This is a genomic window from Winogradskyella sp., from assembly GCF_965228925.1.
Taxonomy (GTDB): domain Bacteria; phylum Bacteroidota; class Bacteroidia; order Flavobacteriales; family Flavobacteriaceae; genus Winogradskyella.
Genome location: NZ_OZ245845.1, coordinates 273,375 through 296,464 on the forward strand (window position 1 = coordinate 273,375; position 23,090 = coordinate 296,464).

Below are 23,090 nucleotides of genomic sequence, written 5' to 3' on the forward strand. Positions count from 1 at the left end.
AAAACAAAAAAACAATTTAACAGTCATGAAAAAAGGTGTAATCATAGTAGCATTCTTAACAATGTCTTTAGCAGGATTTACACAACAAGAGGTTGTAAGCACTATTGAGACCGAACGCATTGAAACTGTTAAAGTAGAAAAGCCTGAAGCCAAGAAAACCGTTATTTCTGCGAAAATGAAGGCTAAAGTTTTAAAAATAAACCATAAAAAAAGTAATGAAATTATAAGTATTAAAGCTTACAGAAAGAGTTTACAAATCAAAGTAAGAGCTGTTAAGTATTGCTGATTGTTTGCTATTAATCAGGGAAATTGCCGAAACCTTTGTTTCGGCTTTTTCTTTTTTAGACCAGATTCAGTTCCCCTTTGGCCTCCTTCTCTTTAAGTTCCTTGACCAATTCTAAAGCGTCAGGGACAACATCACTACAAAGAATAATTAAGGCGCCTTTTTCTGCATGTTTAACAGCGTGCTTAATGGCTTCGCGTTCTGATGGAATGATGGTTGTTTTTTTGTTTGGATCCTTCATCTTAATGCCATCATCGAGCATTTTGATAAGCTCTTCTTCAGTCTTTCCGCGTAAGTGTTTATCTTGACGAATTATAATTTCATCAAACATTTCGGCTGCTATGGAGCCCATTTCATTATTATCTTCTTCTCGGCGGTCACCAATACCTGCTATAATACCTACCTTAACACTAGCATCAAGTTCCTCCGTAAACTTTTGAAGCGCTCTCATTCCAGCAGCATTGTGTGCATAATCCAACAAAATATTAAAGTCATTAAACTTAAATAAGTTCAATCGACCTGGTGTCTGTGCCGCTGATGGGATTAATGTCTCCAATCCAGCTTTGATATCTTCATTACTTATACCTTGAACATGTGCTGCCAAAACCGCTGCCAAAACATTCTGAATCATGAATTTAGCCTTACCTCCATAGGTTAAAGGTATATTTTCCGCCTTCATGAGGCGCATTTTCCATTCTCCTCTACAAATGGTCACATAGCCATTTTCATAAACTGCCGTAATCCCATGAAGACGTTGTAAAGCCTTTATTCTTGGATTGTTTTCATCCATTGAGAACAAGGCTACATTACAATCCACACTTCTGCGCATGTCATATACGAGATCATCATCCGCATTCAAAATGGTATAACCATCGGGCAGCACCGTTTCGGGGATGACCCCTTTTACTTTTGCTAACTGCTCAACGGTATGAATCCCCTTTAGGCCTAAGTGATCCGCCGCCACATTGGTCACGATACCTACATCACATTTTTTAAATCCTAAACCTGCTCTTAACAACCCACCACGGGCGCATTCTAGAACAGCAAAATTTACTGTTGGATCTTTAAGGACAAACTCTGCACTAGATGGACCCGTACAATCGCCGGTCATTAATAATCTATTTTGAATATAAACCCCATCACTAGTCGTATAGCCAACACGATAGCCTTTCATCTTTGCAATATGAGCAATTAAGCGCGATGTTGTGGTCTTTCCATTAGTCCCTGTAATAGCTATAATTGGGATTCTGCCCGTATCTCCTTTCTGTGGAAATAACTTGTCTATTACCGGAGCCGCCACATTACGAGGTAAACCCGTAGTTGGTGCCAAATGCATTCTAAAACCTGGCCCTGCATTAACTTCCAATACGGCTCCACCAGTTTCAGCTAAAGGTTTAGAGATGTCGGTAGTCATCACATCAATACCACAAATATCTAAATCAATAATCTTCGAAATACGTTCTGCCATCGCAATATTGGCAGGATGAATGATATCAGTAACATCTTCGGCCGTACCACCTGTACTTAGATTAGCTGTATCCTTCAATACTAACTTCTCTCCTTCTGCAATAACTGAATCTAAGGTGTAACCTGCATCTTTGATTATGGTTTGCGTTAATTCATTCACCGTAATTTGCGTCAGCACTTTTTCATGACCATAACCACGACGTGGATCGCTATTAACTTCATCGATTAACTCTTGGATCGTAGATGTACCATTTCCAATAACATGAGCAGGAGAACGCAAGGCTGCGGCTACCAATTTGTTATTAATAACTAATAATCTGTAATCTTCACCAACAATGAACTTTTCAACGATGATAGCACCACTTTTTGAACTATTTTTGGCATGTCTAAACGCTTCAAGTGCCTCGTCATAACTCTGAATATTAACTGTAATCCCTCTGCCGTGATTACCATCAATAGGCTTAATCACCAAAGGATAACCAACATAACGACAAGCCTCTTCTAAGCTGCGCTCACGACGAATAATATCTCCTCGAGGTACTTCTACCTCTGCTTGCTCTAATAAATACTTTGTATCTTCCTTATCACAGGCTAATTCCACACCAATGCTACTCGTTTCACTGGTTACTGTGGCTTGAATTCGCTTTTGATTAGCACCATACCCCAATTGACATAAGGAGTATTTATTGAGTCTAATCCATGGTATACCCCTAGCCTCAGCTTCTTCAACAATAGAGCCTGTACTTGGCCCTAAACGGTCTTCTTCACGAAGTTCCCGCATTCTTTGTATATCATCAGAGAGATCATATGCCTCACCACTTATTAGTGCTTCACAGATCCTAACGGCAGCCTTGGCTGCATAGCGCCCAACAGATTCTTCCATATAAGCGAAAACCACATTGTAAACACCGTATTCCCCATAACCTCTGGTTCTTCCAAAGCCCACATCCATGCCTGCCAAGGTTTGAATCTCTAAAGCAATATGTTCAATAATATGGCCCATCCAAGTACCTCTCTCGACGCGTTGAAAAAATCCACCTGGCTCACCTACAGAACAGCGATGTTCATACATGGTGGGAAACATCGTTGTTAAACGTTCATAAAACCCTTCAACTTTATCCGATGGTCGCTCCTCCATCTCTAGAAGGTCCAAGACCATCACAATTAACTTATGTCTTCGCACTGACCAGTAATTTGGTCCCCGCATGGCATTTATACTTCTTATCTCCATTCGTGTTGGTTTTTAGTTAGTGAAAGATTATAAATATAGTATTTTCAATAGAAAATTTGGTTTATTTTTGCCCAATATTTTTAGACTAAACATTATGCAGAAGGCAAAGGGAACTTTAATACCAATTGGGGGAAATGAGGATAAAGGTATTGACGCTGATGAAATGTACACACTAGAGTTTGTTGAAGAAGGGATTTTAGCGCATGTCGTTAAAGAAGCTGGTGGAGTCGATGCAAACATTGTTGTTATACCTACCGCATCCAGTATTCCCGAGGAAGTTGGCAAAAGTTATATTACCGCATTCTCAACTTTAGGGTGTAAAAACGTCACCATATTAGATATAAGATCGAAAAAAGATTCCGAATCTAAAGAAGCTATTTTTCTAATTGAAAATGCTGATTGCATTATGTTTTCTGGCGGTAATCAGTCCAAGATAACAGATAAAATAGGTGGGACATCTATCCATAAAATTCTAGTAGAACGTTATCAAAACGAAAAGGGTTTTGTTATTGCCGGCACTAGTGCTGGCGCTATGGCCATGGCCAATCAAATGATTGCAGGCGGAAGCGCCTCCGAATCCTTTATTAAAGGTGCCGTGAAAATGTATAGAGGCTTAAGTCTTATCCCTGAATTAATTATCGATACACATTTTATTCGCCGAGGAAGATTTGGACGCGTTACTGAAGCGGTGGCACAATATCCAAAACTTGTTGGCTTAGGTTTGGCCGAGGATACCGGGTTGATTATAAAAAATAATTGTTTTGAGGTGATTGGCTCTGGAATGGTTATTGTTTTTGATGGCAGAAAAATTAAACACAACAACCATAAAATTTTAGAGAAAGGAACTCCAATGTCCTTGACGAATCTGAGAACCCATATCTTATCGAATGGTGATCGCTTTAATATTAAAAAGAAGAAAGTTGAAGTGTTACCAATTGAGGCACCATTTATTTAACTTCGATACTTCGACAGTGCCTGTATCGAGCTTGTCGAGATGCTCAGTGCAAGCTAGGCTCAGTTACCAAGAATAATTCCATTTCATATTGATTGAAGGTGTTTTCTAAGCCAAAAGCTTCTACCATTCTCATTTTATTGGTCAATCTATCATCAATGTTGTTAATTCTGATTTCCCGATTTATAGATTTAATGGCTGTAAAAAGTATTTTCCATTGCAGAGGTGCATCTCCTAGTACTTCGAATTGTGCAACATACCCACTCGTCGCGTCCATTACAAAATAAGCCTTGATTTCATCTGCAGCATATACATGATAGTACTGGTAATTGCCTTTGGCTAGACTTTCTTTCTGATTATCCCATGAATATAAGTCTTGGTATGGGTTTTTACTCCAATCTATTGCATTGTGCTCTACTTTTTTTAAATCAAAGTTTTGTACACCATCAGATAAAATTGTGCCTTTATAACATTTATAATGTTTACAAATACTAAAACCTATCCCTGCATAAGATTTAATAGCTTTTTCATTTTCAGTAATCACTTCGAGTTGGCATTTGGTAACCCCCTTTTTTCTCAATTCTGGGATGGCGTATTCATAAATGGTGTTTACAATACGTTGTCCTCTATACTCAGGAATCACTCCAGTACCTGAATTATAAGCCGTTACATAGCCTTGCCTTTTATCAATAGCATTAATGATAAAACCGACTAATCTTTCGCCGTCGAACATGCCAAAGGATAAATCATATTGCACACCTGCTGCTTTCCAACGTTGTTTGTAATAATTGTGATCTGTTGGCATCTGTACAAAGTAGTTCTCAAATGCTGACAAGAAGCATTCTATAATCACTTCAAAATCGGTATTGCCCAAATGTCTTACTTCCATCATTTATAGATTGAAATCTCCTCTTGACCATTTGAAGATTTACTGGCCCTGTACATACCTTCTGTATTGAAAGGCATAGCGATAGCTCCATTCTTATCGACAGCAATCAATCCGCCATCACCGTTAATCTCTAGAATGCGTTTATGAATCACCTCATCCGAAGCGTCTTGCACGCCCATGTCTTTATGCTCCATGAGCATAGCGACATCGTAGGCCACAACACCTCGTATAAAATACTCACCACTGCCCGTACAACTGACAGCACAGGTTTTATTATTGGCGTAATTACCCGCTCCAATCATCGGACTATCACCAACACGTCCCCATTTTTTATTGGTCATACCACCAGTGGAGGTGGCGGCCGCTACATGTCCATTTTTATCGCAAGCCACAGCGCCAACGGTGCCAAATTTTGAATCCTTCTGACTTCGAGCAGCTTCAGTCACCGATTTGGAATGGTCTAACTGAAAACTGTTAGTGTCTCTAATCTCTAACCATTGCTGATGTCTAAATTCATCATAGAAATAAGTCGGCTCTTCTAATTCATAGTTGTGCTCTTTTGCAAATTGCATGGCCCCATCACCTGCTAAAAATACGTGCTCACTTTTTTCCATAACATCCCTTGCTAAAGACACAGGGTTTTTAATTCCAGTAATTAAAGACACAGCTCCGGCATTTAAGGTTTTGCCATCCATAATAGCAGCATCCATTTCGTGCGTACCTTCAGCAGTAAATACTGAGCCTTTTCCTGCATTGAATAAATGGGAATCTTCGAGTTGTTTAACCGCTTCTTCAACAGCATCTATAGCCGAACCACCCTCTTCGAGCAATTTATAACCACTATCCAATGCTTTTTTTAATGCGGATTTGTATTGCTTTTCAAGTTCTGGTGTCATCATCCCTTTCACCAAGGTACCTGCACCTCCGTGTATGGCTATTGAAAATATTTGCATACTTAAAGTTTAACGCTCGAAAATTACAAATTCTGAATCATTATTCATCAGTTCTTACTGGTTTTAGTATATTTATAAATGTCCTTATGCTTTGGCTCAGAAGTATTTTATTAAATGAATGACAAGATTGTATTTTTCTTACTCACAATACTAAGCTGTAGCCATATTGTTTTCTCCCAAAGCACAGCTACAAAACAATTGGATAGCCTTTTATCGACTAAAAGTATGATCGATGAAATTAAAGTGGATAATGATATCAATACACTTTCTCAAAAAATCTTTAGACTTCCCCAAATAGAAGCTGTTAACACCTATCGATACATCGACTCTGTTTACGGCCATAGCGACTATATTAGAATTAATGTCTTAGATAATTTTGCAAGTACCCACCAAAGAATTGGAAATCAAATGCTGTCTCGCGACCTCAACCTGATAGGGCTCCGACTTGCCCAAAAGCACAACTCAGCGTTTTTCTTATTTCAATACAACGAACTGTTATCTTATCATTACTTTGACAGATCGCTTACTGACTCTGCTATTTATTACATCAACGAAGCCGAAAAAATTGTCTTTGAAAACCCAAAACGTCTTAGCAACAATTGGCCTGCGATTTACAATAGGAAATCCCAAATAGAGGGGCAACTCGGAAACTACGAAAAGCGCGATTACTATATGGATCAAACTATTGCTTCCATAGACACCATACCAGACCATCCGTCAAGAGGCTATCATTTAGGAAATATTGTTTATCACTACAAGTTCACTAAAAATTATAAGAAACATGCGTTTTATGCTAACAAACTAAAGGAGCATTATTTGAAGAAGAATGATTATAATATGTCCTCATTGCACACTTCAATTGCATCTATACTCTCTTTTGAAGACAATGAAAACTATATAAAAGAATTAAGGTCTATTCTCAATTCTGCCAAGAAAGAAGATAATCTCATTAATTATGATTTTATTTCAACGTCGCTTGCCGAAGCATATATCAGTAATAAAGATTATAATAAAGTTGTGGCGCTATTGGCTAAAAGAACATTAGATACATCCTCGGAAATGAATACCGTGGATAGAATTTTGAATCTTATGAATCTTGAAGACGCCTATAAAGGTCTTGGTGACTATAAAAATGCCTATATAGCCTTGGACTATCGAAAAATACTTCAAGATTCGATTAAGCGCAAAGAGGTCATTGATAAGGTCGCCAATTATGAAGTGAAATATGAAACTGAACGGAAAGAGTCGCAACTTAAACTTGTCTCTTTAGAAAATGACAAAAACAAACAACAAAAACATTTATTCTCAATCATCGCTACTGGTGGCATTATTGCCAGTGTTATCATTGGCTTTCTCTTTTTCACCAACAAGAAAAAGAACCGTCAATTAGAAAAGCAAAAAAAGCTTTTAGAAAAAACCGTGGATGAAAAAAATGTATTGCTAAGAGAAACACATCACCGTGTTAAAAATAGTTTTCAAATCGTATCATCCTTATTGTATTTACAATCTGAAAGTATAGAAGATAAAGAAGCGCAGCTCGCCGTTAAAGAAGCAGAAAATAGAGTACGATCTATGGTTCTTATTCACCAAAAGCTCTACAGTAAGGATGATCTGGTAGGAATAAACACAAAAGAATATATCGAAGATCTCACAAAAGATATCATGGATAGTCACCAATCAGATAGCAAATCAATCACTTATGACCTTAAGATAGAACCTAAAGTTCTGGATATAGAGACGATCACGCCTTTAGGCTTAATTCTAAATGAACTTATTACGAACGTATTAAAACACGCCTTTAAAGATAGCTCGGAAAAGAAAAAAATGTCCATCGAATTCAAACAGGATCATGACGAATTAGTATTGAGCGTTAAGGATAACGGCATTGGTATGCCTCTTGAAATTAGGGAATCTTCATTTGGTTTGAAGTTAATAAGAGCCTTATCCAAAAAATTAAAGGCAAAATTGAATTTTGATTCGAATACGCAGGGTACGATAGCGCAAGTGCGAATGAAACGGTTTGAAGTTCTGTCTTAATGTAAGGTTAACTAAAAATATGCTGTTATTGACTAAAATTATTTGGCTTAAAATATTATCAAGACTATCTTTTGAAAGATCAACGTGGAAAAATCTCTGAACATAATCATAGTAGAGGACGAGCCCATTATCTGTGCAACCATTGAAACTGCACTGGTTAAGGCTGGTCACAATATTGTTGATGAAGCAGACACCTATGAGGATGCTCTTGACGCCATTTCCGATACCCCACCTGATCTTGTAATTATCGATATCCATTTGCACGGACAAAAAGACGGTATAGATTTAGCTATGGAGTTGGACAGAATTAATCTTCCCTATTTATATCTCACTTCACAAACAGACCCAGAAACCATTGATAGAGTTAAGAGCACTAATCCTTTAGGCTATATTGTAAAACCCTTTACAGAATCCGGACTTCAAAGTAATATAGAACTAGCTTGGTTTGATTATACAAAAAAGTCCTTAAACTCCATTTTGATCAAACATGAAGGAAGTGTTGTTAAAGTACTTCAAAACGATATTCTTTATCTAAAAGCATTTGATAATTACTGCTATATAATTACAAAAGATCAGCAATATTTGGTGCCTCACACTTTAAAGCATATGGCTCAGCAACTCGACGAAGAACTGTTCTTAAAAACGCACCGTTCCTATATCGTCAATATGTCTTATGTGGCTACTATTGAAAAAAAAGCTGTAGAAATTATGGGCGATTCAATTCCTCTGAGCTCCGCACACAGAACTTCTGTTTTAGACAAACTGAGCCGATTTTAAACGCTTGTTTTTGCATAGACATCTCATTCACTAAAAAAATATTGGGCTTCACTAAAAACTCAATATAAGCTAATTAAACATCGACTAATTTACCCAAGCTATTAATTGAGTTTTGCATTCGGGTACTTTTAGATTTCCCAATTGTTCCGTGGTATTTAGTCCTGTAATCTAATTGGTACTTGTTGTAGAAATCAAACCTTAGCCAAAACAAAATCTTAATTATAATGAAAAAAACGACGCTTTTAATAATTAGCCTTTTACAGATTGGTATGGTATGGGCTCATGGTATATCTGTTTCTAATGTCTCTTTAGTGAATTTTAATGAATCTGAAGGATGGGTACAGGTAGAATGTGATTTGGTTTGGCACGGCTCATGGCGGGTAGATGCAGGTCCGAGTAATTGGGATGCAGCCTGGGTTTTTGTGAAATATCGTGCAAATAGTGGTCCTTGGAATCATGCTACATTGTCCGCTGTAAATACAATGTTTCAGTTACCTACAGCAAATTACACCATTGAAGTTAGTAATGATAATAAAGGTGCTTTTGTATATCGTTCAACCGTTTCAAATGGTACAAGCGTAACATTTCCATGGTTGGGCTGGGATTTAAATGCTGATGGTATTGATATAAGCGATACTATTGAAGTTAAAGTCTTTGCCATAGAAATGGTGTATGTGCCAGAAGGAGCTTTTTATTTAGGAAACGACAGTTTTACAACCAATGAAGTAGATGCTTTTAAAAAGGGAAATACAGCATCTACAGCTTTTAAAGTGATTTCTGAAGATGAAATTCAAGTTGGCTCTACTAATTTATCGCAACTATATTATGACGCTACGAGTCAATATGCAGGAGATCAACAAGGTCCAATTCCTGCGGCATTCCCAAAAGGTTATAGTGCTTTTTATTGTATGAAATATGAAATCTCTGAACAACAATATGTGGAATATTTCAATACGCTTCCTGCTGATTTACAAATTGTAAGAGATATAACAAACAGTCCAGGCAAAAATAGCGACGATGAAGTTGATGGTAATACGGTATCTTGGTTGGATATAGGAACAGACGCCACAACTTTAGCACCTGAAAGACCATGTAACTATATAGGCAGTGGTGATTTAGAACTTTATCTCATTTGGTCAGCGTTGAGACCAATGACAGAGTTAGAATTTGAGAAAGCTGCTAAAGGTCCTGGTACACCAACACCTAATGCTTACGCCTGGGGAACACCTAATATCATTAGTACGCCATATTTATTAGTAAGTTCAGGTCAAGCTGGAGAATATGTAAGTTCAGGATATCCAAGTAATGAAGGCCAAGCAGCTTATAATTTAACCAGCACTAACTTTCCAAGACCTTTAAGATGTGGAGCTTTCGCCTCCAATGATCTAACACCAACACGAATAGAATCTGGAGCAAGTTATTACGGTATTATGGAACTTTCTGGTAACCTTGCGGAATTTGTTATATCTGTTGGTAATTCTACTCAAAGACAGTTTAATGGTGCACATGGACAAGGTCATCCAGAATTTCCTAGTGAAGGTGGTGCTAATTTCGCTAATATTTTACTTTATGCAGTCAGAGGAGGCGGTTGGAATGACAATGCTAGTTTATTACTCATTGCTGATAGAACATATGGAGGCACCTTCCCTGGTTCATTAAATACAGGAACCAAAAACGTAGGTGGACGTGGTGTACGCACGGCCAACTAACCAATGATAAAAATGACCAAGTTTGTAACACATATTCTATGTCTATTGGCCGCCAACAGTGTATTAGCACAAACGCAGCCGTACCAAGGAGGTGCTGGCGATGGATTTGCAATAGGCAGCATGGCAGAAACGACTTTAACGAACATAAGTCTAAGCGTGTTATACCAAGGTGGTGCTGGTGATGGATTTGCACTTAGCAGTATTGACATCACAACACTGAACAATACAGATTTATCAATACTGTATCAAGGTGGCGCTGGTGACGGTTTTGCGTACAATGCTATCGATGTAACGACCTTGACAAATACAGATCTAGGCGCGCTTTTCCAAGGTGGTGCTGGCGATGGATTTGCAACACTTATAGCAGAACCCATTGTTCTTGATGATTTCCCAAGGATAAAATTGGCCATGAAAGTCATCCTACAAGGCGCTGCTTTAAATCCAAATGCGGGTGAGACGAACTTAATGCGAGATACTTTAAGACAAACGAATAGTTTACCAACGACCTCACCTTATGGTGACGGGATAAGCTGTAACCCCTTGGTTTTTAGCACAGGCGGTAGCGATGGCAATGGTGCTATCTCAGATGACATCGTCGATTGGATATTTATAGAGCTTCGACACAGCACTGATGCCAGCGTTGTTGCAATCTCAAAATCCGCCCTATTACAGCGCGATGGCGATATTGTAGATATAGATGGTATATCACCACTTGTAATACCTTATACTCCAGGAGATTATTATATAGCAATAAGACATCGCAATCATTTAGGTATAATGACAGCTAATAGTACCTCATTATCACAGGTAACCAGAACCGTGAACTTTTTAAATAGTGGCTTTAACACTTTTGGTTCACATGCAAGAGTGCAACTAGGCAATGGCAAAATGGCCTTGTGGTCTGGAGACGCTAGCAACGGCGGAAACGTTAAATTTTCAGGCGCAAATAATGATAGCAACACCATTAAGGATAAAATTCTGAGTGATGCCTTCAATATTCTAGGCTTATTAACCTTCGCTGCTTCGGGGTATCTCAACGAAGATGTTGACTTAAATGGTACGGCCCGTTTTTCGGGTGTACAGAATGACAGCAATCTTATAAAGGATAATGTGTTGGCTCACCCAAATAATATATTGGGACTTTCAACTTTTAACATAACTGAACAAATACCAAACAATTAAGAATCATGCGACATTTTACAATCCTTTTATTCATTCTTCTTTTTAATCCCGTTAGTGCACAAAATTACGGCTTTGGTGTTGTCCCAAACGGAGGCAGTTCTGTACTTATACAAGCAACAACAAACTTCAGTGTAACCGATGCCGACATTTCGGATATTGGCTTTTCATTAGTATTACCTACCGGAAATACCACTATATCCAACCTCTCTGATTTCAGTGGAAGAGTTTGGACCGTTACAAAAATAACGGCAACTCAATTGAATGGTCTTTCTCTGGGCGATGGTACAAAAGACCTCTTTGTATTGAATTTAGCACCCGGTCAAACTATCTTATCGCACACGTCGGGTACACCTTTTGATTTGACCAGTTTTGAACTCGTCGATGCACCCAACTTCGGATTATTAGAATTCTTGGATAATAATGATCCTATAGCCATTGGTTTAGGCGGTATAGCTAATAGTTTCCTTAATGCCAATATCGATAACACAACCACTCAGGATTATTTTGGTGGTATTATACCTGGACAAGAGAGCTTGTCTTTTAATACTTTAAGTAGTCCCGAAATTTCATTTGACGAAAATGACATTACGGTTTACCCAAATCCTGCGTCAGAATATGTTATCGTAAAAACACCCTTCGCCATAGACCTCATAGAAATATATAGTATTAGTGGCCAACGGGTGCTAAGCCTTAAAGATGAAAATACAATTTCGATACGTGAATTGGCCAACGGAACATATACTATTAAGGCGTATTCTCATACCACGCTATACACTAAAAAATTCATTGTAAATAAATAGGTCTGTTAATAAATAAGGACTAAACAACATAATTGATTGTCTTCAATTATATTTTATGAGTGAAGAAAGCCGAATTAGAGATCGGCTTTCTTTTTTGCTTTTAATCAAAAAATAATCATAGCATCAAAACTTCTTAATTAGTCCTAATACATAAGTTGAAACCGTATTTAGTACTACTGGGCAGAGCATACTGTAACATTTTTAAACGATTCCTATCTATAAAGCATTAACGATATACTCAAATTATTATGTTGTCTTCTAAACCAAAAAAAACGCTAAGCTCCATTTTTTACTTTTGTCTTATTCTACTACCGTTAAAATTACTGGCAGACGTTCCTTTTTCAAATGGAGCATTGGCCTACGCTTACCCTGTTCATTCCATAGTTATCGATGGTAAGACCTCCGATTGGCCTACAACACTAGAAAAGCACCCCATTGCTATAACGCCCTATGGAGAACTGCCAAAAAAAGAAGACTTTGATGCTTACTTTCAAGTCGGACATAATGCAAACGAAAAGGCACTTTACATTCTTATAACTGTTATTGATGATAATCATGTTGTAGATACCAGCGAAAATGCCACTTGGATTACACAAGATTCCTACGCCCTGTATGTGGACTATAAGCACGATTGGAATGGTTCTGGCGTCAACCTTTTTCAATTTGGAGAAAGTTTTAAACGGGATTATGACTATACCGGAAGTTGGGATCCGGAAGTAAAGGATTTTAATTGGGATAAGGTGACGATGAAGATGTCACGACAAGGAAATACTAGTGTATATGAAGCAAAGATTGATTTAGGTGAACATTTTCAACTCAACAAAAGTATTGGTATAGACCACGTTCTGGTTGATAAAGACCTTAATGATGAGGAGGGTAAATTTTCGTTTGTTTCATGGGGAGCAAACGGCGGAAAAAGTCAATCAGCAACACGACTTGGAGATGTTATTCCTATTGCCAAAAACGCTGCAATCTCTGAAGTTAGTGGAACACTATCTTGGGAAGATACGACCATTAAAGAACTTCCAGATAGAGTTACGCTGATTAATAAAAACAACAACAAACAATGGACTGTTGCAAAAGTGGATACCCTTGGCAACTACAACACAATGTTACCCACGGGTCAATATTTGGCGAAGCCCTATTGGGATTTTATTGGCGGTCACCCGGTGGACATTGAAAACAGTAAAACCTTTTTTGAGGTAAAACCAAATAAAGTCAATCAAAACATAGATTTGGTAGTGAAAACCAAAACACCTTTGGATCTCATCCCAAAAAAGGGCGTTTTAGAAAGCTTCAACCCCAATAGGCCTGAGGCACTCGACAATTTCATCAGTGCATATCAAGATTACTATGTTATCCCAGGCGTATCATTGGCTCTTATAAAAGGCGGTAAAGTTGTATATCACAAAACCTACGGTAACAAAAATGCGGTGACTCGCCAAGCCGTAAATGACCAAACACTTTTTGAAGCTGCTTCTATTACCAAGCCCGTATTTGCCATTGCCGTTTGCCGTTTGGCAGAAAAAGGGATTATTGATTTGGACAAACCGCTATATACTTACTTACCTTTTGAGGATATCGCACATGACGAACGCTATAAACTAATCACAGGTAGACATGTATTAACCCATCAAACAGGTTTTCCTAATTGGGCTTGGGTAAATGACGATGGTAAAATTGATATTAAATTCACTCCCGGAACGGGATACGGATATTCCGGAGAAGGATTCGAGTATTTAAAGCGTGTAGTCAATAAAATAACTGGAAAAAAAGTTGAAGCTATCGTCAAAGAAGAAGTCTTAGACCCCATGGGAATAAAGCATACCTATTTTACTAAAAACGATTATATGCGTACTCATGTTTCTAACGGACATTTTGGGCGATTTGCCTCACCAGCCAACTTGCCTAATGAGCCAGGTATGGCCTGGAGCATGCATACGGAAGCCCTAGATTTTTCGAATTTTGCTTTAGGGCTTTTAGAACGCAAAGTCTTGAAACCAGAAACTTATGAAGACGTATTCAAAATCCACACTATTGTCGATGAAGACGACTCTAGAGAAGGTTGGGAGAGTTATTTTGGATTAGGTATATCCATGGAAAAAACGCCTTTTGGACCAAGCTTTGGGCACGGCGGTAATAATGGGGACTTTAGGTGTCAGTTTAAAATATTCACCGAACTCAATTCAGGTTTTATCATTTTTACTAATAGCGATCATGGGGATGATTTGGTCAATGCCCTAGAGGCCTATTTAATCACTGGAAAGCAAGAAACGAGCGATTAGCAAACTGAACACATTACAGACCGGTTTCCTTCTAAAGAAATATTGAAAATTATAGCATACTTGTAAAATAAGCAATCAACTTTTTGTAGTTTTATAGACTTCAAAATTGACGCTATATCATTTTGTATCTGGGTTTATTTCCAACATAAAATGATGATTTTTTTAGCTTACACAAGCAATAAAAAAGGCGTTTTATGAAGTTCACTTTAACACAAAATGATATAAAATGTCAGACCAAAAACGTCTCTTTTTAGTTGATGCCTACGCCCTTATTTTTCGCGGTTATTATGCCTTTATAAAAAATCCAAGAATTAATTCTAAAGGTGAAGACACCTCAGCCATTATGGGTTTTATGAATTCGCTTCTAGATGTCATTAAGCGCGAGCGCCCGGACCATTTAGCCGTGTGTTTTGATAAAGGCGGTAGTGTGGATCGTGTTGAAATGTACGAAGCCTACAAAGCTAATAGAGATGAAACCCCCGAAGGTATTAGAACGGCAATTCCCCATATTTGCAACATCCTAGAAGCCATGCATATTCCTATTATGGTCAAGGAAGGTTACGAAGCTGATGATGTTATCGGCACACTCTCACGACAAGCTGAAAACGAAGGCTATAAGGTCTTTATGGTCACTCCAGATAAGGATTTTGCACAATTGGTGACCGATAATATTTTTATGTATAAGCCTGTTTTTGGCGGTGGTTATGAAACCTGGGGCATTCCTGAAGTTCAGAAAAAATTTGAGGTAGAGAACCCGCTTCAGGTGATTGACTTTTTGGGCATGATGGGAGACTCTAGTGATAATATTCCTGGACTGCCAGGTGTGGGAGAAAAAACGGCAAAGAAGTTTATCAATCAATTTGGGAGTATGGAAGGCCTCTTGGCTAATACAGACCAGTTGAAAGGTAAAATGAAAGAAAAAGTTGAGGCCAACGGAGAACTGGGATTACTCTCTAAGAAACTGGCGACTATTATGCTCGACGTCCCTGTACAATTTGATGCTAAAAACTTTGAATTGGACCATCCTGACATTGAAAAGGTAAAACAAATCTTTCAGGATTTAGAATTTAGGCGATTAACCGAAAATTTCTTAAAAACCTTCGCTACGGAAACTATAGCAACCGCTACCGAAACCCCTGAGAAAAAAGAACCCCCCAAAGCAACGCCTAAAGAGCAGAAAGCTGCTGGCGCAGGTCAGTTTTCGTTATTTGGTGCTGAGGACACAAATGGTACAGATACTGAAACGAGTTCAGCATATGAGAGAAAAACCGCCAAAACCACCTCGCATTTTTACCAAAGCATTGCTCCTGGAATGGCCACTAAATTGTTCGTCAAAAATTTAATGAGCCAAACTTCGGTATGTTTTGATACGGAAACTACTAGCATCAATCCACTGCAAGCCGAACTAGTGGGTATTGCCTTTTCTTGGGAAGCAGGTAAAGGATTCTACATACCATTCCCAGAAGATCGACAAGAAGCACAAACGCTTATAGAAGCCTTAAGGCCTTTCTTTGAAAGTGAAAGCATTGAAAAAATAGGTCAGAATTTAAAATACGATATCAAAGTCCTTGCTAAATATAACATTGACGTTAAAGGCAAACTCTTTGATACCATGTTAGCGCATTATTTAATCAACCCAGATATGCGCCACAATATGGATGTATTGGCCGAAACCTACTTAAATTATACACCTATTTCCATCACCGAACTCATTGGTAAAAAAGGAAAGAATCAGTTATCGATGCGCGAAGTCCCTCTTGATAAGCAAACTGAATATGCTGTAGAAGACGCTGACATCACACTTCAATTAAAAGAGCATTTTGAAAAGGAGCTCGGCGAAGCCAATACCCAAAAATTATTTGATGATATAGAAGTGCCGCTTCTAAGGGTTTTGGCAGATATGGAATTGGAAGGGATTAATTTAGACAAGGCCTTTTTAAATGCATTGTCCGAAGCCTTGGATACTGACATTGCCAATCTTGAGCAACGTATTTATGATGCCGCAGGGGAGGAATTCAATATTGCTTCTCCAAAACAATTAGGGGTTATTCTTTTCGAAAAAATGAAGTTGGTGGATAAGCCTAAAAAAACCAAGACCGGTCAGTATTCAACGGCAGAAGATGTCCTAAGTTATCTCGCCAAAGACCATGAGATTATTCAGAATATTTTGGACTTCAGAGGACTCAGTAAATTAAAAAGCACCTATGTAGATGCGCTTCCAACACAAGTGGATGAAAACACAGGTCGCGTCCATACCGATTATATGCAGACGGTCGCTGCCACTGGTCGATTGAGTAGTAATAATCCCAATTTGCAGAATATTCCCATTCGCACTGAACGCGGAAGACAAGTGCGTAAGGCCTTTATACCTAGGGATGCCGATTACACCTTACTAGCCGCGGATTATTCGCAAATAGAACTGCGAATTATTGCTGCCTTAAGTGAAGAGGAGACCATGATAGAAGCCTTTAAGAATGGTGAAGACATTCACGCTTCAACCGCCTCCAAAGTCTTTAATGTTCCTATTTCTGAGGTGACAAGAGAACAACGTAGCAATGCCAAAACCGTCAACTTCGGAATTATCTATGGCGTCTCTGCCTTTGGCCTGAGCAACCAAACCAATTTAACGCGTTCTGAATCCAAAGAACTGATTGACACCTATTATGCCACCTATCCAAAACTTAGAAATTACATCCAAGATCAGGTAGATTTTGCAAGAGACCATGGTTATGTGCAAACCGTCCTAGGGCGTCGACGTTACTTAAAAGATATCAATTCACGGAACGCTGTTGTTCGAGGTGCGGCAGAGCGCAATGCGGTTAATGCGCCTATACAAGGTAGTGCTGCCGATATTATTAAAATTGCCATGATCAACATTCACGAGAAATTAAAAGCCGGTAATTATAAATCCAAAATGCTTTTACAAGTCCATGATGAATTGGTATTCGATATTTATAAACCAGAGCTTGACGGTTTAAAAAACTTGATAAAAAGCGAAATGGAAAACGCCTATGAGCTTTCTGTGCCTTTAGATGTGGATTTCGATATTGGTGACAATTGGCTGGAAGCGCATTGACAAAAAAACGGAAAGCAAAAAACTGCTTTCCATTCTTCTCAAATAATTATAAGGATTGGTTAATAGCCTACATCATATCGAGCATCAAAAATTTTGAAAACTGAGGTCAAATGCTTCGCAAAAGCTAACAATGCGCGGTAAATCGTCTAAGGACTCTGGTCTTGAGTCTGTTCTTACGGATACGTTAGCGTCTGCAACAACATCATCATCAGATTGCTGTCTTACCTGAACATTTATAGATTCCCCATCTTCAACTAAAAGGTTAAGAAATCCCGTACCTTGGGGAGGTAAATCAATAAAGGCTTGGATATCGCGATAAGATACTACAAAGGTTACTGAATAGCTTGGAAAACATCCGCCGATGCCACGATCATTATTAAACGTTGCCAATACATTTTTTCGTTCTGGTTCTTCATTCTCATCTTCCTCTTCTTCACAGCCTAAAAAGAGTGTAAAACAAAGGCAAAATGTGAATATATATTTTATTGTTTTCATGGTTAACAAGTTTTTAATTGATCCTTATATATCTGGTTTTATAGTCACCGTACAGCTAATGGACACATCTGTGATGAAACTTACGGGATTATCCGACACCGATCCCGAATAAAAAAAAGCAATAACCCTAAGTTGGGTTAGCGCTTCATTCACATTAGTAAAATCGCCTTCTAGCGTAAATAAAGTATTGTTAAAATCTGCTTGCGATAAGTTAACTACGGCGGTTTCAAATTCCTCTCCAGCTTGTCCGACGGCTATGACAATTTCACCCTCGACAAAAGCATTTGTGTTACCCACAACATCTTTGTAAAAATAGCGTATGCTATTAACCCGAATTTTAGTAATCTCATCAGAATCTCCCAAGTATTCCATCACATTTGGATCTTCTCTAAAATCCCACAGGCCTGAATGGGATTGAAAATCCATAGGCGTTTCTGGTGTTGGGCCATTAGGAACATTAATTTCCAGCTCCGTGATAAACGTTGTTTCAATATCAATTTCTTCTTCTAATAATTCTTCTATTTCATCACAAGAGAAAAACACTAAAGGGCAAAAAAGGACTATGTATCTTAATATTCTCATTGTAACACACATTTAAATAGGGCATTCAATATAACCTTCTATAGCTTCTTCTGCCCCCGTTTCTAAATTCATCATGGTACCTTGAAATCGCATGCTGGTAGCTGTGCCCGCATCTACCAAATCCGCACTTCCTGATGTACTTACATAGGTTTCGACGACAACACCATTATCTGTTATTTGAAGGACCAAGAACGCATCGCTAGGGTCATCCAATTCGTCATTTAGATTAAAAGTCGCAGAAGTGCAAAAACCTTCATGGCTAATGGCAATCCCATAGGTCAGCCCATCCAACTGATAAAATCCAGAATAGACACAAGCCGTATCTAATCCGCCTTGAGATTCTACATTGCAGCCGCCTGTAGCTTCTGTGGTTTCTCCCAAAAAGGTCACAAAGCTGTCGTTGATAGAGCCACCATCATCGTCATCGCTGCTGCAACCGCCACCCTGTAAAACAATAAATAAGGGTAGTAATACAAGTAATTTGAGTTTCATAGTTAATAGCTTTTTGGTTATTGGTATAAAACTATTGCCACTAAAACTCCCATCATATACCTAATTGTAGGTATATAAAACTTTTGTTTAAGATGATATTTTTGAATACAAACCTAATGGTGGCTTTAAACCCGGTATAAAATATTTAGTAACTTTAGTACTTCGCTATTAACCCATTATGACCAAGCATCTCTATGCCATACTGTTAATGCTTTTATTTGGCGTGACATTTTCGCAAACCAAAGACATCGATAGTTTAATTACCGTCATTGAAAATACATCTAATCCCTATGACATTGCCAAAGCCAACTTATTATTGGCAAAACTCCATGAGCGCATAGACCTAAGTAAAGGAAAGGACTATGCCTATAAGGCTTACACCTACAAAACCGATGATTCCCTTTTGGCAGAAACCAATAATCAATTGGGACGTTTTCAGTTTTTTACCAATCAATTAGATTCGGCAACTGTATACTTTGAAAATGCCAGAACACTTTTAGAAAAATACAATGACCGAAACCGTGTAGCCATTATTAATATTAGTCTTGGCGCTATTTATTTGAGACAGGGCAACTATGAAAAAACAATTGCAACACTGACGGAAAGTGCTTCTTTTTTCGAGGCTACCAATGACGCGCTAAATGCCGCTAAATGCTACAGTAATATTTCGAGTGCTTTCGCCGAATTAGACAACTTTGACAAGGCCATAGACTATAGCGAGAAGGCTCTCAAAGTTTTTAGCGAAAATAACCTTACTCAGTTTCAGCTCATTACTTTACCCAATTTGGCTACACAACATTATAAAAAAGGAGATACTATAAGAGCCATTGATTATTACAATGAAGCTGAGGATTTAGCCAAAGCACTAAATAATAAGCGCTCACTATCTATGATATATAATAACCTAGGTAACCTTTATTTAGATAGTGATACAGATAAATCCAAAGCCTATTTAGAAAATGCACTAGAACTTAAAAATGAGCTTAACTTAACTTCGGGTATCGAGGTTACAAAAAGTAATTTGGGTTACATCCATCTTAAACAAAAGGACTTCCGAAAAGCTTTATCCTTTTTAAATGATGCTTTAATTGATGTAAAGGGAAAACAGGAGGTATTTGTTTATAATAACTTGTCCAAAGCCTATAAAGGGTTGAATGATTTTCCTAAAGCCTTAGAGTTTTCAGAAAAAGCGAAGCGGCTCAATGATAGTTTGCTAAGTGCTGCCAATCAAGAAACTATTTTAAACATTCAAACCAAATACGAAACTGAAAAGAAAGAAAAAGAGATTTTACAACTTCAAACAGAAAACCTACAGGCTAACTATAAGCGCAAACAAAATCGAAACCTATTGTTTGTGGCTTTGGCTGTATTGGTTCTATTATCGGTATTTATTTATTTGCAGTTAAAAAATGCACGTAGAAAACGTATCATCTTGCAGCAGGAACACACCATTAAAGCGCAAGAATTAGAACAAAAATTACACGAACAGGAGCTAGATGGTATTGACGCCATATTAGATGCACAAGAAGAAGAACGTTCTAAAATGGCTTCTGATTTACATGACAACTTAGGAAGCAAAGTCGCCACCCTTAAGCTTTACCTAGAAAGCTATGATAACAATGATGATTTTTCGGGCTTTTATAACAAACTGAAAACCTTAATGAACGACACTTACAATGAAATTAGGAGTATTTCAAAGAATAAAAACTTTGGAGCCCAAATTGACAAAGGTCTCATTCCTTCTGCAAAAAGTATTGCTAAACAAATATCGGATTCAAAAAAAATAGATATTAAGGTCATTAATGTGGACGTTAATAAGCGTATCGAAAACACACTCGAAATTCAGATATTTAGAATTATTCAGGAGCTACTGACCAATATAATTAAGCACGCTGCTGCAACCGAAGCTATAGTCCAATTTTCAGAACATAACAACGCACTTAATATTGTGGTCGAAGACAATGGAAAAGGATTTGACACTAAGTCAGCTAAAACGGGGATTGGATTGATTAATATCGAAAAACGAATAGAGAAAATTGATGGAGAGTTTGTTATTGACTCATCCAGGGGCAACGGCACTACTGTCATCTTAAATATTCCTATATGAGTATAAAAGTTATCATAGCAGATGACCACCAGCTCTTTATAGATGGCATAAAATCCATACTATCAAAGGCCATCGATATTGAAATCATTGGCGAAGCCAACAATGGTGTTGAAGTCTTAAAGCTTCTAGAACATGGTCTTTTACCAGAAATTATACTTACAGATATCAGAATGCCTGTATTAGATGGGGTTTCCTTAACCAAGACCTTAACAAAAGACTATCCAAACATTAAGGTTTTGGCACTCAGTATGTTTGATCAGACGCCCGATGTTATAGATATGCTCGATGCTGGAGCGAAAGGCTATGTGACTAAAAACGTCGAAAAAACAGAGTTGATTTCCGCAATCCATACCCTAATAAAGGGTGATTATTTTTTCAGTAACACCATACCAAAAGACATTAAAAACTGGTTTAATAAAGAAACAGCCTCCTTGCCAGAATCGGACTTAACCAAGAGAGAAAAAGAAATTCTTCAGCTTATAGTGAAAGGTCGAACATCGTTAGAAATGGCAAATCAGCTCAACTTAAGCAAGTATACCATAGATACACATCGCAAAAACATACATAAAAAATTGGGTATAAAAAGTAATACTGGCTTGGTCAACTATGCCTTAAAGCATTTATAACATACATTACATTTTTTTGAAGTAATATTGCAGTCATATGTAGGACTATGAGTATTATCTCTAAAGACATTTCAAAAGCAGCAGCACTATTATCTAATGAAGAATTAGTAGCCATACCTACCGAAACGGTTTACGGCCTGGCTGGTAACATCTACTCAGAAAAAGCGATTAAGGCTATTTTTGAAACCAAACAACGCCCTTTTTTTAATCCGCTGATTGTACATATACCGTCCGTGGATTATTTAGATCAAATCGTGGCGTCGATTCCAGAAAAGGCGCAACTCCTAGCAGATGCATTTTGGCCAGGACCTATTACCTTGGTCTTAAAAAAGAAAAGTACCATCCCAGATTTAATCACAGCTGGTAAGGATACGGTTGCCGTACGTATACCTAATCATCCAACAACGCTGGAGTTATTAAACCAATTAGATTTCCCTTTAGCCGCACCTAGCGCTAACCCATTTAATCGTATAAGTCCCACTAAGGCTGAACATGTAGAGGATTATTTTAGAGATCAAATCCAAATGGTTTTAGATGGGGGGCCTTGTAAAAAAGGTATTGAATCTACTATTATTGGCTTTGAAAATGACGACCCTATTATCTATCGTTTGGGCTCAACACCTCTTGAAGCTATTGAGGCCGTTGTTGGCAAAATCGAAATAAAGAACAGCACGGCTTTAGGTATTGAAAGTCAAAAAAAAATGGCTCCTAGTGCTCCTGGAATGCTGGAGCGTCATTATGCGCCAAAAACAAAAACCGTACTTACCGATAATCTTCAAAAATCCATTGCACAATATCAAGGAAAACGTATTGGGATATTACTTTATAATGACGTTTTAAATGATGATGGCATTGACTTCAAAATTGTTTTGACCCAAGGTCGAAATCTCAATGAGGCAGCATCCAAGCTCTATGATGCCCTTCATCAGCTCGATAAGCAAGATCTAGACATCATTATTGCGGAACGCCTCCCCGATTATGGGCTTGGCAAATCTATAAACGATAGATTAGACCGTGCTACTAAGCCATAAATGGTGACCTTATTACGCTTTTAGGCGCTATTGACCCCTGGATATCTCATTAGGAGTTAACACCTCTGATTTACAGTATAAAAAAACCTTGTATAGGTTTGGCAATCCAATAAGTT

At 38.0% G+C, this 23,090-nt stretch carries 18 protein-coding genes; 12 read left to right on the top strand and 6 right to left on the bottom strand.

Going from position 1 to position 23,090, the window contains the following annotated elements; genetic code table 11:
• Nucleotides 1-25 precede the first annotated feature (25 nt).
• A complete protein-coding gene (locus tag ACO052_RS01025; RefSeq protein ID WP_422106147.1) occupies nt 26-286 on the top strand; it encodes a hypothetical protein in 261 nt (86 codons plus the stop codon).
• Nucleotides 287-341: 55 nt separating this feature from the next.
• Here ACO052_RS01025 and cphA read toward each other — a convergent pair whose 3' ends face one another.
• Nucleotides 342-2,981: a cyanophycin synthetase gene (cphA, locus tag ACO052_RS01030; RefSeq protein WP_422106148.1), complete on the bottom strand. Its 2,640-nt coding sequence runs from the start codon at nt 2,979-2,981 to the stop codon at nt 342-344.
• A 94-nt stretch (nt 2,982-3,075) separates the two neighbouring features.
• Between cphA and ACO052_RS01035 the strand changes: the two genes are divergently transcribed.
• The gene (locus tag ACO052_RS01035; RefSeq protein ID WP_422106149.1) at nt 3,076-3,936 is read left to right on the top strand and encodes a cyanophycinase; all 861 of its coding nucleotides are present in this window, start codon (nt 3,076-3,078) and stop codon (nt 3,934-3,936) included.
• 43 nt (nt 3,937-3,979) lie between these two features.
• On the opposite strand, the gene ACO052_RS01040 is transcribed toward ACO052_RS01035, so the two are convergent.
• On the bottom strand, nt 3,980-4,825 hold the full coding sequence (locus ACO052_RS01040) for a GNAT family N-acetyltransferase (protein ID WP_422106150.1): 846 nt from the start codon (nt 4,823-4,825) through the stop codon (nt 3,980-3,982).
• Nucleotides 4,822-5,775 (bottom strand): isoaspartyl peptidase/L-asparaginase family protein, encoded by a 954-nt coding sequence (locus ACO052_RS01045; protein WP_422106151.1) that lies wholly within the window; start codon nt 5,773-5,775, stop codon nt 4,822-4,824. The genes ACO052_RS01040 and ACO052_RS01045 overlap by 4 nt, the downstream gene beginning before the upstream one ends.
• 114 nt (nt 5,776-5,889) lie before the next feature.
• On the opposite strand from ACO052_RS01045, the gene ACO052_RS01050 reads away from it, so the two are divergent.
• The 7 genes from ACO052_RS01050 to polA all read left to right on the top strand — a co-directional run bounded on the left by ACO052_RS01050 (nt 5,890) and on the right by polA (nt 17,641).
• Nucleotides 5,890-7,812 (top strand): sensor histidine kinase, encoded by a 1,923-nt coding sequence (locus ACO052_RS01050; RefSeq protein WP_422106152.1) that lies wholly within the window; start codon nt 5,890-5,892, stop codon nt 7,810-7,812.
• Between the two features lie 84 nt (nt 7,813-7,896).
• Nucleotides 7,897-8,589 (top strand): LytR/AlgR family response regulator transcription factor, encoded by a 693-nt coding sequence (locus tag ACO052_RS01055; RefSeq protein WP_422106153.1) that lies wholly within the window; start codon nt 7,897-7,899, stop codon nt 8,587-8,589.
• Between the two features lie 224 nt (nt 8,590-8,813).
• Nucleotides 8,814-10,298, top strand: coding sequence for a hypothetical protein (locus tag ACO052_RS01060; RefSeq protein ID WP_422106154.1), 1,485 nt, complete (start codon nt 8,814-8,816; stop codon nt 10,296-10,298).
• Between the two features lie 12 nt (nt 10,299-10,310).
• On the top strand, nt 10,311-11,480 hold the full coding sequence (locus ACO052_RS01065) for a hypothetical protein (RefSeq protein WP_422106155.1): 1,170 nt from the start codon (nt 10,311-10,313) through the stop codon (nt 11,478-11,480).
• 5 nt (nt 11,481-11,485) lie between these two features.
• Nucleotides 11,486-12,280 carry a T9SS type A sorting domain-containing protein gene (locus ACO052_RS01070; protein ID WP_422106156.1) on the top strand — a complete coding sequence of 265 codons (795 nt, stop codon included), beginning with the start codon at nt 11,486-11,488 and terminating at the stop codon, nt 12,278-12,280.
• 248 nt (nt 12,281-12,528) lie between these two features.
• Complete coding sequence (locus ACO052_RS01075) at nt 12,529-14,565, top strand: serine hydrolase (RefSeq protein WP_422106157.1); 2,037 nt, start codon at nt 12,529-12,531, stop codon at nt 14,563-14,565.
• Nucleotides 14,566-14,791: 226 nt separating this feature from the next.
• Nucleotides 14,792-17,641, top strand: coding sequence for a DNA polymerase I (gene polA, locus ACO052_RS01080; protein WP_422106158.1), 2,850 nt, complete (start codon nt 14,792-14,794; stop codon nt 17,639-17,641).
• An 84-nt stretch (nt 17,642-17,725) separates the two neighbouring features.
• Here the strand turns inward: polA and ACO052_RS01085 are convergent, their stop codons facing one another.
• The 3 genes from ACO052_RS01085 to ACO052_RS01095 are packed head-to-tail and all read right to left on the bottom strand — an operon-like array spanning nt 17,726 to nt 19,210.
• Entirely contained in the window at nt 17,726-18,136 is a 411-nt protein-coding gene (locus ACO052_RS01085) for a hypothetical protein (protein WP_422106159.1), read from the bottom strand.
• 24 nt (nt 18,137-18,160) lie between these two features.
• On the bottom strand, nt 18,161-18,718 hold the full coding sequence (locus tag ACO052_RS01090) for a hypothetical protein (RefSeq protein ID WP_422106160.1): 558 nt from the start codon (nt 18,716-18,718) through the stop codon (nt 18,161-18,163).
• Nucleotides 18,719-18,730: 12 nt separating this feature from the next.
• Nucleotides 18,731-19,210 (bottom strand): hypothetical protein, encoded by a 480-nt coding sequence (locus ACO052_RS01095; RefSeq protein WP_422106161.1) that lies wholly within the window; start codon nt 19,208-19,210, stop codon nt 18,731-18,733.
• Between the two features lie 178 nt (nt 19,211-19,388).
• Between ACO052_RS01095 and ACO052_RS01100 the strand changes: the two genes are divergently transcribed.
• The 3 genes from ACO052_RS01100 to ACO052_RS01110 are packed head-to-tail and all read left to right on the top strand — an operon-like array spanning nt 19,389 to nt 22,974.
• Nucleotides 19,389-21,317, top strand: a complete 1,929-nt coding sequence (locus ACO052_RS01100) for a tetratricopeptide repeat-containing sensor histidine kinase (RefSeq protein WP_422106162.1) — start codon at nt 19,389-19,391, stop codon at nt 21,315-21,317.
• On the top strand, nt 21,314-21,943 hold the full coding sequence (locus ACO052_RS01105) for a response regulator (protein WP_422106163.1): 630 nt from the start codon (nt 21,314-21,316) through the stop codon (nt 21,941-21,943). Before ACO052_RS01100 ends, ACO052_RS01105 begins: the two co-directional genes overlap by 4 nt.
• A 47-nt stretch (nt 21,944-21,990) precedes the next feature.
• Entirely contained in the window at nt 21,991-22,974 is a 984-nt protein-coding gene (locus ACO052_RS01110; RefSeq protein WP_422106164.1) for an L-threonylcarbamoyladenylate synthase, read from the top strand.
• Nucleotides 22,975-23,090: the final 116 nt, after the last annotated feature.